The 13340-nt window shown below is 32.7% G+C and carries 11 protein-coding genes; 5 read left to right on the top strand and 6 right to left on the bottom strand.

Annotated elements, in window-relative coordinates; all coding sequences use genetic code 11:
* Positions 1 to 139 precede the first annotated feature (139 nt).
* Genes N5E64_RS00785 through N5E64_RS00775 form a run of 3 tightly spaced genes read left to right on the top strand, consistent with a single transcriptional unit; the run spans position 140 to position 2961 of the window.
* Entirely contained in the window at positions 140 to 1057 is a 918-nt protein-coding gene (locus N5E64_RS00785; protein ID WP_280035221.1) for a mevalonate kinase, read from the top strand.
* Between the two features lie 25 nt (positions 1058 to 1082).
* The gene (locus N5E64_RS00780) at positions 1083 to 2006 is read left to right on the top strand and encodes a UbiA family prenyltransferase (protein ID WP_114998383.1); all 924 of its coding nucleotides are present in this window, start codon (positions 1083 to 1085) and stop codon (positions 2004 to 2006) included.
* Positions 2007 to 2016: 10 nt separating this feature from the next.
* Entirely contained in the window at positions 2017 to 2961 is a 945-nt protein-coding gene (locus tag N5E64_RS00775; protein WP_038334708.1) for a pseudouridine synthase, read from the top strand.
* A 54-nt stretch (positions 2962 to 3015) separates the two neighbouring features.
* On the opposite strand, the gene N5E64_RS00770 is transcribed toward N5E64_RS00775, so the two are convergent.
* The 3 genes from N5E64_RS00770 to rluF all read right to left on the bottom strand — a co-directional run bounded on the left by N5E64_RS00770 (position 3016) and on the right by rluF (position 7296).
* Positions 3016 to 3738, bottom strand: coding sequence for a GLPGLI family protein (locus tag N5E64_RS00770; protein WP_114998385.1), 723 nt, complete (start codon positions 3736 to 3738; stop codon positions 3016 to 3018).
* Between the two features lie 84 nt (positions 3739 to 3822).
* Positions 3823 to 6267 (bottom strand): S9 family peptidase, encoded by a 2445-nt coding sequence (locus N5E64_RS00765; protein ID WP_114998387.1) that lies wholly within the window; start codon positions 6265 to 6267, stop codon positions 3823 to 3825.
* A 114-nt stretch (positions 6268 to 6381) separates the two neighbouring features.
* Positions 6382 to 7296: a 23S rRNA pseudouridine(2604) synthase RluF gene (rluF, locus tag N5E64_RS00760; protein ID WP_038334704.1), complete on the bottom strand. Its 915-nt coding sequence runs from the start codon at positions 7294 to 7296 to the stop codon at positions 6382 to 6384.
* Between the two features lie 110 nt (positions 7297 to 7406).
* Between rluF and N5E64_RS00755 the strand changes: the two genes are divergently transcribed.
* Positions 7407 to 7754 (top strand): arsenate reductase family protein, encoded by a 348-nt coding sequence (locus N5E64_RS00755; RefSeq protein WP_038334703.1) that lies wholly within the window; start codon positions 7407 to 7409, stop codon positions 7752 to 7754.
* Positions 7755 to 7763: 9 nt separating this feature from the next.
* Entirely contained in the window at positions 7764 to 9902 is a 2139-nt protein-coding gene (locus N5E64_RS00750; RefSeq protein ID WP_280035212.1) for a DPP IV N-terminal domain-containing protein, read from the top strand.
* 91 nt (positions 9903 to 9993) lie between these two features.
* On the opposite strand, the gene N5E64_RS00745 is transcribed toward N5E64_RS00750, so the two are convergent.
* The 3 genes from N5E64_RS00745 to tatA all read right to left on the bottom strand — a co-directional run bounded on the left by N5E64_RS00745 (position 9994) and on the right by tatA (position 13338).
* A complete protein-coding gene (locus N5E64_RS00745; RefSeq protein WP_280035209.1) occupies positions 9994 to 12195 on the bottom strand; it encodes a M1 family metallopeptidase in 2202 nt (733 codons plus the stop codon).
* A 267-nt stretch (positions 12196 to 12462) separates the two neighbouring features.
* Positions 12463 to 13074, bottom strand: coding sequence for a DUF4254 domain-containing protein (locus tag N5E64_RS00740; protein WP_114998393.1), 612 nt, complete (start codon positions 13072 to 13074; stop codon positions 12463 to 12465).
* 81 nt (positions 13075 to 13155) lie between these two features.
* The gene (gene tatA, locus N5E64_RS00735; RefSeq protein ID WP_038336575.1) at positions 13156 to 13338 is read right to left on the bottom strand and encodes a twin-arginine translocase TatA/TatE family subunit; all 183 of its coding nucleotides are present in this window, start codon (positions 13336 to 13338) and stop codon (positions 13156 to 13158) included.
* Positions 13339 to 13340: the final 2 nt, after the last annotated feature.

Raw genomic sequence — 13340 nt, 5'->3', positions numbered from 1 at the left:
TTTAGTCAAAATATATTCCAAAAACTACTATTAATCAAAAAATAATGTGATTTACAATTTTTTAAAACAAAACTCTTCCTCAAATTAAAAAAAGAATGGCTTAAATTTTGTAACTTTGCAGTACCAATTTTAGCATTGAATGAAGAACCCATTATTTTATGCCAAAATCTTACTTTTTGGCGAATATGGAATTATTGAAAACTCGAAAGGATTAACAATTCCTTATAATTTTTACCAAGGTGCATTAAAATTTGAGCCTTCTGAAATTGCAGAAGAGTCAAATGCTCACTTGAAAAATTATGCGAAATTTTTAGAAGAGAATTTTGCAGATACTTTTGATACAAAATCTTTTTCGGAAGATGTTGCAAACGGAATGTACTTCGATTCTAACATTCCTCAAGGATATGGTGTAGGTAGTTCTGGCGCTTTGGTTGCAGCTATTTATGACAAATATGCCTTGAATAAAATTGATATCAATCAAAATCTAAACAAAGAAAAAATTAGCAAATTAAAAGCTCTTTTCGGAAATTTAGAATCTCATTTTCATGGAAAAAGTTCTGGAATTGATCCTTTGATTTGTTACATGAATATTCCTTTATTAATTCAATCAAAAGATGATATCTCGACAATTGGTTTACCTTCTGCAAATACTGACGGAAAAGGAGCTGTTTTCTTAATCAATTCAGGAACGCCAGGAGAAACGGCGCCAATGATTCATATTTTCTTCGAAAAAATGAAAAAAGAGGGTTTTCGTAAAACATTGAAAGAAGAATTTATTAAATACAACAACGCATGTATCGAAAACTTTGTGAAAGGTGAATACAATCCACTTTTTTCAAATCTTCAAAAATTGTCAGCTTGGGGTTATGAGCATTTCAGACCAATGATTCCTCAAAAACTGGTGAATGCATGGAAAACTGGAATTGATACAGATACGTATTACCTAAAACTTTGTGGTTCTGGCGGAGGCGGTTATGTTCTTGGTTTTACACAAGATTATGACAAAGCGAAAAGCTACTTAAAAGACTTCCAGACCGAAGTTATTTACAAATTCTAAAAAATAATTTATAAAAATATAATCAATGAACGTTCAGAAAATAATCTTAAAAGTTTTTGCATTATTTTCTGTTGTTCGTGGCTATAATTTAATTGTGTTAATATTGGCACAATACCTTGCTGCACTTTTTATTTTTGCGCCAGAAGTTGGTCATCGTCAATTGTTGACAAATCCAAAGTTGGACGGGCTTATTCTTTGTTCGATACTTTGTGTGGCCGCGGGATATATCATCAATAATTTTTACGATTTAGAAAAAGACGAACTCAAACGTCCTTTACAAGTTTATCTTCAGAAACAAGTTTCGCAAGGTTTCAAACTAACTGTTTACATTGTTCTGAATGCTTTAGCATTGATTATTGCAGCCTTAATTTCGTGGAAGGTTTTCATTTTCTTTTTGATTTATCAATTTCTAGTTTGGTTTTATAGCCACAAAATCAATCGATTTGCATTGATCAAAAACTTTTATTTGGTTATTATTCGTGTCATGCCATTTTTCGCCTTATTGGTTTATTTTGATCATTTCACGTTCAATTTGGCTTTACATGCTACTTTTTTGAGTATTTTATTATTGATTACTGATATTGTAAAAGATTTGAGTTCTCAAAAAGCAGATTTGATTTATAATTATGATTCAATTCCAATCAAATATGGAATAGATTTTACAAAAGTTTTGATTTCATGTTTAATTATTACAGAATTAATCATTGGAATTATTATCATTATGAAAAATGATGTTGGCGCGATGAAGTACTTTTTTATTGCTGCGAATATCGCTTTCACAGTGATTTTATTTATCATTTGGAGAATAAAATCGACACAAGCATATAAGATTTTACATTATTTTTTTAAGGGAATGATTGTTGCGGGTGTATTTAGTATCGTATTAATCGAAATAAATCCCTTAACTTTGCAAACTATTGCGCAAAATTTTAATCAGCGCATAAATTAATCAAATTCAGATGAATAACAGACGAAATCAATCCAACGACAGAAATTCCCAAGGCGGGAACAATCGTGGAAAAGGTGGAGCAAGAGGAAATTCTTCTTCTAAACCATCTTCAGGGAAAGGAAAACCAACTTTTGGTGGAAAACCATCAGAAGAAGGAAAGAAAAGTTTTGGACCAAAGAAACCGTTTAACAAACCAGGTGAAAAACCATTTGTTAAAAGACTGAAAAAAGCACCAGTTGATGACGGGACTATTCGTTTAAATAAATATGTAGCGAATGCAGGGATTGCATCCAGAAGAGAGGCTGACGAGTTGATCAAAACTGGAATCGTTACAGTGAATGGTCAAGTGATTACTGAAATGGGTTATAAAGTACAACCCGATGATGAAGTTCGTTTCGATGGTCGTAAAATCTCTTCAGAGAAAAATGTATATTTTGTGTTGAATAAACCAAAAGGTTTTATTTCAACATCAAATGATGAAAAAGGACGTAAAACTGTGATGGACTTAATGTCTACAGCAACTACAGCGAGAATTTTCCCAGTAGGACGCTTGGATAGACAAACAACAGGAGTTTTATTGTTTACAAATGATGGTTATTTAACTAAGAAATTAACACATCCAAGTCATGATATCAAAAAAATATATCACGTTACATTGGACAAAAAGTTAACAGCAAATGATTTGGCTGACATCAAAAAAGGTGTTCGTTTAATTCCTGAAGGAATTGCAGTTGTTGACGAAATTTCTTTTATTGAAGGTAGACCGAAAAATGAAGTTGGTGTAGAATTACATATTGGTTGGAACCGCGTTGTACGTCGTATTTTCGAAACAAAAGGATACGAAGTAGAAGCGTTAGACCGCGTTTCTTTTGCAGGACTTACAAAGAAAACTTTACAAAGAGGTGATTTTAGAAGATTAACGGAATTAGAAGTTAACTTCTTGAAAATGTTATAATACCTCAGCTATAAAATTTAAAAACCACTTCTAAAGAAGTGGTTTTTTTATGTTTTAATCTTTCGAAACCTTGTTATTATAAGCTTCCATCATCTTTTTATTTGCTTCTTTCACAAAATCATCTTTCTCAATTTGTGTCATTTTCTGACCTTTTGATGGAATTTTAATCACTTCGTTTTTAGATGCTTCTTTTATATTAATTGCTCTGAAAATCGTTTCATAACTTTCGTCTTTCATTGTTGTTACAGCTTTCAATTCTAAAATTAAACCTGGTAACCCATTGAAAAATATTGGTCCTCCTTTTGGTTGTAAAGTTGGCGCAAACCAAACTTCTATCTTAGAATCTTTGTATTCGGTTATTGCTTTTTTTACTTTAATTCCCAAAATTTCTTTTGATTCTCTACTAATTGTCCAAGTGTATTTAGGCAAATTATCTATTATTAAAATATTCTTGTTCACATAATTTCCTTCAATCTTATATTGTGAAGTTTTATAATCGATGTAAATATTATCATCAATTGTACTCATCGACATAGATGATTGATTTTGACTATTATCAATTCTTACAATTTCAGAAAAAAACGACTGATTTTCATTAAAAAGTAATTGATAGTATTTTGGTGTAGAATTGTTTTTATCTAATTCTGCCTTAAAAACAGGATCTTTTTCGTCAAAAAACATTTTATCATAGGTTTCATATTCTACTTTCCACAAATTTTGAGCAAATAGAAATGGAGAAAAAATCATTAGAAAGAAGAGTAAAGCTTTTAATTTCATAGTTGATTAATTATGAACTAAATATAATAATTATTTACAATAAAAAAGCGATTCAAAATTGAATCGCTTTTCTTATATTGAGAATTATTTCTTTTCAGAATTTTTTCCTTTGTTTTTCACATATTTCTCTAACCATTGATCTTGTTCCCACAACATGTGAAGAATATTTTCTCTGGCTGCATATCCGTGAGATTCTTTTGGTAATAAAACCAAACGAGTTGTCGCTCCCAAACCTTTCAATGCATTGAAATAGCGCTCAGATTGCATCGGGAAAGTTCCTGTATTATTATCTGCTTCACCATGAATTAACAACAATGGTGTTTTCATTTTATCTGCATTTTGGAAAGGCGCCATTGTGTTGTAAACATCTGGAGCTTCCCAATAATTACGTTGTTCAGATTGAAATCCAAAAGGCGTCAATGTACGGTTATAAGCACCTGAACGTGCGATACCTGCCGCAAATAAATTAGAATGCGTTAATAAATTTGCTGTCATAAATGCGCCATAAGAATGTCCACCAACCGCAACTCTTTCACGATCGATAAAACCTAATTTATCCACCGCATCAATCGCAGCTTTTGCATTGGCAACCAATTGAGGAACGAACGTATCATTTGGCTCCTCTTTTCCTTCTCCAATAATTGGAAAAGCCGCATCATCTAAGACCGCATATCCTCTCAATGCCCAATAAATAGGACCTCCGTAAGAAGGAGAAGTAAATTTATTTTCAGAAGTTGTTACCTGACCAGCCGTAGATGCATCTTTGAACTCGCGAGGATAAGCCCACATTAACATTGGCAACTTTTCCTTTTTCGTTTTATCGTAATTTGGCGGCAAATATAAAGTTCCTGATAATTCTACACCATCAGCACGTTTGTACGTAATTAATTCTTTCGAAATTTTGTTCATTGCCTCAAAAGGATTTTTTGTAAACGTTACTTGTTTTGGCTTTCCTCCTTTCTGAAAAATATTACGAACATATAAATTTGGATAATCTGTTTTCGATTGAATCTGTTCTAAAATGATCCCTTTCTTCGGATCGATAACTCTAGCAATCGCTTCTAGTTTATCTGATTTCTGTGCTCTCCATAAACGAGAAGTTTTTTGCGTTTTGATATCAAAATCATCTACAAAAGGTAAGATTCCTTCCGCAGAAACTCCTTCTCCAACTAACATCAATTTTCCTTTGTTAATTGCTAAAACATTGTAACCATAATCATTCATTTCAGTTACAAAACTTCCAGGATTATTGTAAGCATCTTGCGAGTTTCTACTAAAAAAGCGTATCGGTTCTTGATTTGGATTTGACGGATTGAACAAATAACTACTTTCGTTACGTGTATTATACCAAGCATCTCTCACAATCGCAACCTCATCATTCCCCCAAGTCACTCCTCTATAGCGATCTTTTACTTTTACCAACAACTCTTTATTCGCTGTAAATGGCGCCGTTACTTGATAAAGCGCATCGCGATATTCCGCAGGCTTGTTTGCATCACCACCATCTAAAGCCTCAACCCAATATAAAGTATTTGGTTTATCTGCTCTCCAATTCAAACCTCTTTTTCCCATAATCGTAGAAGAAAATCCTTTCGGAACAACTTCTTGTAACTCTTTATGATCAACTTCTTTTATTAATTTTCCGTTGATATCATACACAATATTGGTTGAAGGAAAACTATTGTACGTTACTAAATATGAAAAAGGTTTTTTGATTTCGTTCACCAAAACATATTGTCCATCTGGAGAAGTCGAAATATCTGTGTACATCGCAGCGTCTTTCCATTTCGATTTTGCACCTGTTTCGATATTTACTTTTACTAATTCAGAAATTGCTAATTGTTCGAAGTTAAACTCATCATTTTTATTTTGTAATAAATCTTGATAGGTTCTGTTTTGCGCTTCTTTTCCGTCAGCAACAGAAACTGTAGGTCCAGTTGCAATCGCATCTTTCGTGTCAATCAAAGCTTTTTTAGAAGCTGGAATTACATTCACAATTAATTCTGTATCTGAAATCCAATTGAAAGGACGACCTAAGTTTGCGTTTAATTTATCTTCATAAACTTTTGTTGCAGCTTGTGTTTTTACATCAACAATCCATAGTTCTACACCTTTATTTGTTGTATTTGTAACGGCAAATTTCGATTGAGAAGTGTTCCAAGATTGATTAGAAAAACGACCTTTTGCAGGTAAACCAGCAATCGTTTTTTCTTTTGAAGTTTTTAAATCAAAATAAGTAATTTTCTCGCTGAATGTTTCACGTGAATTAATATTTGTAACTGGATTAATTCGTAATCCTGCTAAACGTAATTCCGTTTCTGACAATTCATTAATCGTTTTATAACGACTTCTATAAGACAAAAATGCATTCTCCGCTTTACGATCTATACTAATTGACGGCGGCATATCTGCATCTGCCAATTGTAAAATTTCTTGCGGAGGCAATTGATAAGTAACATTTTCTTGTGCTTTTACCGATGCACCAAAAGTCATCGCTATAAAAAGCAACGAATAAACAATTTTCTTCATGTGTTTTTAAGATTTTACTTTATAAAGATATTGAATCTTTGGTAAAATGACATGATAGAAGTTAGTTTTGACTAAAATGTATAAAAAAAGACGAAAAATATTCGTCTTTTGATTTTATCTTCTTTTACCAAATTTACCTCCTTTCGTATTTGTAGGTGGTTTACTTTTTCCTACTCTGGCTTGAGTTGTTGATTTTTTTACTGGCTTTTTAATTGATTTTCCTTTCGAATCTTTAAAATCTGGAGAAATTTCTTTTGTTTTTTTCGCTGATGATTTTTTTGATTTTGAAGCTGGTTTCTTTTCTTCGTGTTTTTCCGAATCTTTCGTCAAGCGATTGATTTCTGCTAATTCTTCTGCCGTTAAATCTCGATGTTGACCAATTCCTACATTCAACGTTAAATTCATAATCCGAACACGTTCTAATTTTTTTACACCATATCCAAAATATTCGCACATACGGCGAATCTGTCTATTCAAACCTTGGATTAATGTAATTTTGAAAACATTTGTACTTATTTTTTCGATCTTACATTTCTTCGTAACCTGATTAAGAATCGGAACACCTTTCGACATTCGTTCGCAAAATTCATCCGTAATTGGTTTATCAACGGTTACAATGTATTCTTTTTCGTGATTATTTCCAGCACGTAAAATCTTATTCACAATATCACCATCGCTTGTCAATAAAATCAATCCTTGCGAATCTTTATCTAAACGACCAATCGGAAAAATTCGTTCTCCAAACGAAAGAAAATCGATAATATTATCTGGATCTGTAGGATCTGTTGTACACGTAACGCCCACAGGTTTATTCAGCATAATATAAACCGCATGCTCCTTTTCGCGCGGTTCTATTTCGACACCTTTTACAGTCACCACATCATTTGGTCCTACAAATTGCCCAATTTTAGCAACTCGTCCATTAATTTGTACCAAACGATTTTCGATGTATTGATCTGCTTCACGACGCGAACAAAAACCACTATCGCTAATATATTTGTTTAAACGCAAAAAATTAGTTTCTTCCATACTTGCAAAGATAGTTTTTTATCGATTTGAAATATATTTTGACAAAATTCTTTATCATTCTGCAAAACGATGAAACTTATTTATCTTTACAAAACCAAAGATTTTGAGAAATGAAAAAAATATTTTTTTTGAAAACTTGCGATACGTGCAAACGTATTATGAAAGAGTTTGATTTTACAGGTTTTGATTTGCATGAAATAAAATCGACTGCGATAACAGCAGAAGAATTAGAAGAAATGAAGAATTTAGCTGGCAACTACGAAGCTCTATTTTCACGTCGTGCACAGAATTACAAAAAATTAGGATTGAAAGATCAACAGCTTTCTGAAGATGATATCAAAAATTATATTTTATCAGATTATACTTTCCTAAAACGTCCTGTCGTGGTAGATGGAGACAAAATTTTTATTGGGAATGAAAAGAAAAACTTAGAAGCACTTGGGCAATATTTGAAATAGAAATCACACATGAAAAAAACAATTTTATTGAGTACACTTTTGATGAGCGCTAGTTTAATTGCTCAGAAAAAGAATGTCACAATGGAAGATGCTGTACTTGGATTATCGACGAATTTACGTATCGAAAATCTAAATCAAGTTCAATGGATTCCGAATCAAAATGCGTACACGCAAAATGTAAAAACATCATACGGAGAAGCTTTAATCAAGAAAGAAGTTCCATCTCTTAAAACTGATACAATTTTTAGAAGTTCTCAATTTGAGAATAAAAGAATTCCTTCTTTGAATTGGATCAATGATAAGCAAGCTTATTTTTCTACAAAAACAGGTTACAAAACAATTACAACTGCTGGTCAACAAAACGATTGGTTGAAATTACCTGAAAATGCAGAAAATATAGAATTTGACGCGACGAATAATCAAGTTGGATATGTAATTGACAACAATTTATTTTTTGTTGATAAATCTGGAAAAACACATCAAATTACCAAAGACGGAAAATATGAAATCGTGAATGGAAAATCGGTTCATCAAAATGAGTTTGGGATTCACAAAGGAATTTTCATCTCTCCAAAAGGGAATTTAGTTGCATTTTATAGAATGGATCAAACAGCGGTTACAGATTATCCAATTATCGATTGGTCTGTACAACCTGCGGTGAACAAAAACATCAAATATCCATTTGCTGGAACAAAAAATCATACCGTTACGTTAGGTGTTTATAATCCAACCACTCAAAAAACGACTTTCTTAGAAATTCATCCAGAAGTTGATCATTATTTAACTTCGGTTACGTGGTCGCCAGACGAAAAACATATTTATATCGCGTTACTTTCTCGTAATCAAAAACACATGGAATTGAATCAATATGATGCTGTTTCAGGGAAATTGATTAAAACATTATTCAAAGAAGATGATGCAAAATATGTAGAACCTCAAAATGAATTACATTTTATTCCAGGAAAAAATAACGAATTTGTTTGGTGGTCGCAACGTGATGGTTTTATGCATTTGTATCGTTTCAATACTGATGGAAAATTATTAAACCAAATCACAAAAGGAGATTGGATTGTAACGGATCTTGTTGGCGAAAATGCGAAGAAAAAAGAATTCTTAATTATAACAACAAAAGATTCTCCGAAAGATCGTCATTTATATGCGGTGAATTGGGAGAATGGAAAGTTGCGTAAAATAACGACAGATGCAGGAACGCACAATGTATCGGTTTCAACGAACGGAGAATATGCAATTGATAATTGGAGTAATGACAACACGCCGCGTAAAATTGATGTGTTGGATGCAAATGGAAAATTCAAACAAAATATCTTAACTGCTCAAAATCCTTTGGCAAATTACAACACAGCGAAAGTTGAAAATGTAACGTTAAAAGCGGATGATGGAACAGATTTGTATGGAAAATTAATCTATCCAACAAACTTTGATTCTTCGAAAAAATATCCAGTTATCGTTTATTTATACAATGGTCCTCACGCGCAATTAATCACAAATCGTTTTCCTGCAACAGGGAATCTTTGGTACGATCATTTAGCAGAAAAAGGATATGTTGTTTTTACAATGGACGGACGCGGATCGGCGAATAGAGGTCTTAAATTTGAGCAAGCTATTCACGGAAATGTAGCAACTACAGAAATGAATGACCAAATGAAAGGTGTTGATTTCTTGAAAACTTTACCTTTCGTGGATGCGGAACGTATGGGAATTCATGGTTGGTCTTATGGTGGATTTATGACAACATCATTTATGTTGCGTAAACCTGACGTTTTCAAAGTTGGAGTTGCTGGTGGACCAGTTTTAGATTGGACGCAATACGAAATTATGTACACAGAACGTTACATGGAATCGCCTCAAGATAATCCTGAAGGTTTCAAAAACACGAATTTAATTAACCGTGTAAAAGACTTAAAAGGTAAATTATTAATGATTCACGGAGCGCAAGATAATGTGGTTGTTTGGCAACATTCGATTGATTTTATTCGCGAAGCAGTGAAAAATGGTGTTCAAATGGATTACTTTGTTTATCCTGGACATGAACACAATGTTCGTGGAAAAGATCGCGTTCATTTGATGCAAAAAATTACAGATTACTTCGATTTATATCTTAAACCAGAAGGTACATCTCAAAAATAGTAATCAACAAAAAACCACTTCTTACGAAGTGGTTTTTTATATTTTATGATGTGATGCTAAAACGGGTTCAGTATGAAAATTTAGAACAAATTTACTTCTTCGTAAATTCGAATTTTTGTCCAGCTTCTTCTACAGAAAATGTCTTTTTATCTTTTGCAAAAGTCAATTCCAAACCGCCTTGTTCATTCACAAATTTACCATCACCTTGATAATCTAACGGAATAGTTTGTCCACCAAAAACTAAATTCAATTTATCGTTTTCAGCTTTCAACACAAATTCTGCATTGATTTGTTTATTCGTAAATGTACCTTCGTATTCTTTTGGATTAATCTTTTCAACAGGTTTTGCATCTGCCATATTGAATGTATTATTCTTCAAATCTACATCTGGTAAAGCTCCATTTGGATCCAATTTAATCGTCGAAACTTCTTTTGTTGAAGGCACTTTGAAAGTCCATTCTGTATTACGTTTCCAAACTTCAATCGGTAATTTAACTTCTTGCGAAGTTCCATCTTTAAAATTCACTTGAACAGTTGTTGGCATTGGTAATTGTCCAAAATTTTCGACTTTCAAAATCAAGCCTTTTTTATAATCGCCATCTACATATTTTGCGCTATTAATTCCTTGATCAATTGTCCATTTATTCAAGAACCAACCTCTCCAAAACCACGATAATTCCTCACCCGAAACATTTTCCATTGTACGGAAAAAATCTTCTGGCGTTGGATGTTTATATGCCCAATATTTGATGTATCGACGCAATGCTTTATCGAATTTTTCTTCACCCAAAATTGTTTCACGCAAAACTTTCATTCCTGCACCTGGCTTATAATACAACAATGCACCGATATTTCTTTCGCGCATATTATCTGGTTGAGTCGTTACAGGCTCAAGATTATCGCTGAATAAATAACCCGCCATTCGTTGTGCAGATTGCTTTTTGTAATATTCGCCATTGTTGAAATTCTTCGTCGAAATATCATTGATAAACGTATTAAAACCTTCGTCCATCCAACCATGAACACGCTCATTAGAACCAACAATCATCGGGAACCAAATATGTCCAAATTCGTGATCTGTAACACCCCAAAGTCCTTCACCTTTCGAAGTCATATGACAAAAAACAATCCCAGGATATTCCATTCCACCCTCATTTCCTGCCACATTTGTCGCCGCTGGATAAGGATACTCTAACCATTGTTTCGAGTAATGCTCAATAGAAGCTTTTGTATATTCTGTCGATCTTCCCCAAGCATCATTTCCGTCACTTTCTACTGGATAAGCCGAAATTGCCAACGATTTTTGACCACTTGGAAGATTAATTTTTGCTGCATCTAAGATGAACGAAGATGATGAAGCCCAAGCAAAATCACGTGTATTCTGAATTTTAAATTTCCACGTTTTTGTTCCTTTTGCAACTTTTGTCGCTTTGTTTACCTCATCAGCAGAACGAATAATAATGGTTTTATCACTCGCTTTTGCTTTGTTCCAACGATTCACTTCTTCTTTCGAGTAAACTTCGTTTTCATTCAATAATTCTCCCGAACCAACCACATAATGCGTAGACGGAACCGTAATACTTGCTGTTACATCTCCATATTCCAGATAAAATTCTCCTGGACCTAGATAAGGCAAAGTATTCCATCCCATGATGTCATCATAAACCGCCATGCGAGGAAACCATTGCGCCATCGTAAAAATCTTTCCATTTTTAGTTGGCTCTACTCCCATTCTATCGGCTCCATAATCTGGCGAAACAAATGAATATTCGATTTTTATTTTTGTTTTTCCTCCACGAGCTTTCAAATGATTAATCAAATCAATTTGCATGCGTGTATCCGAAACAGTGTATTTCGCTTCTTTTCCGTCTATTTGAACAGATTTAATTTTATAACCTCCTTCAAATTCAGAAGTTGAATCACCATAACGGCTTCCAGAAATCGGTAATAAAGCACTTCCTCGAGATTCTTTTTTGAATAAATTTTGATCCAATTGTAACCACAAAAAGTCTAAATCATCAAAACTATTGTTGGTATATGTAATTTCAGATGTTCCCGAAATTTCATTTTTTTCTTCATTCAAACTAACATTCAGATTATAATCTGCACGATTTTGCCAATAATTATGACCTGGTTTTCCACTCGCCGAACGAGTTTCTGTTGCATTATTCTGATAAAAAAATGGTTTGAAAGCTTCTTGATAATCGTATTTTGGTTTTTCTTGTTGACCAAAAACCGAAATCGAGAATAAACTTACTCCTAAAAGTAAGGGTTTGAAATAATTTTTCTTCATGTGTGAAATTTTACAGTAATTATAAAATTACCTCATATTTTTCAATACGAGGTAATTTCAACTTTATAATTATTCTAAAATTTTAGTTTGAAGCTTTTTAAATTCTTCTGGTGTTAATTTTTAGGTTGATTATAAGGTAAAGCAAGTAATAAATTTCAGTTTTTTCATTCTAATATTTTGATTAGATGAAATTAACATATTTGTACGCAATAAAAAAACTCATCCAAAAAAGATGAGTTTTCTATATTTTATTAATTTTTCTGAAAATTATTTCTTGTTTGCATAAAGAACTGGATTCAAATCCTCGTCATTATACATTTTCATTTGTTTATACACTTTCATGTATTTTTTACCTGCTTCAAAATCAGCCAACAATTCTTCAATCGCTGTTGATAAATCTTGATGTTGTTGATTCAAAACATCTAATTTCACTTGACAAGCTGCTTTATGCTCCGGTGTTGCATCCTCACGTTCTACCTCTTGTTTCATGTGATAAACCTTAAGCGATAAAATAGAAAAACGGTCTACAGCCCACGCAGGAGATTCTGTATTGTAAGTTGCATCTGCTTTTACTTCTACATTCGCATATTGTTGTAAAAACCAGCTATCCACATATTCTACCATATCTGTACGTTCTTGGTTTGATTTATCAATCCAACGTTTTAAGCTTAATGCTTCTACTGGATCAATTTGTGGATCACGAATAATATCTTCTAAATGCCATTGAACTGTATCAATCCAATTTTTTTTGTACAATAAATGAGCGATTAAATCTTCTTCGCTATATGGATTTTCGATTTGACGATTTACATCATCATATTTGTGATAATCATTGATACTTTGATTAAAAATAGACCAAGCTTTATCTGTGAATTTCATGTTTTGTTTTAGTTTATAAAATAAAAGCATTGTAATTGTATACGCAACTACAATGCTCTATTATCTAATTAAAAATATATTTTAATTTTCTTTTTTGTCAGAAGTACTTTCAGTAGCTTCTGATTTGTTATCATCTTTTGTTGCTTTCTTGAATTCGTTTAATCCAGAACCTAATCCTTTCATTAATTCAGGAATTTTCTTTCCTCCGAATAATAATAACACAACAAGTACGATTACGATCCATTCTTTACCTCCTAATCCCATAC

The organism is Empedobacter sp. GD03739 (assembly GCF_029843245.1).
Lineage (GTDB): Bacteria > Bacteroidota > Bacteroidia > Flavobacteriales > Weeksellaceae > Empedobacter > Empedobacter falsenii_B.
The sequence above is the reverse complement of the archived record's forward strand: the minus strand, read 5'-3'. Positions and strand labels throughout refer to the sequence as shown.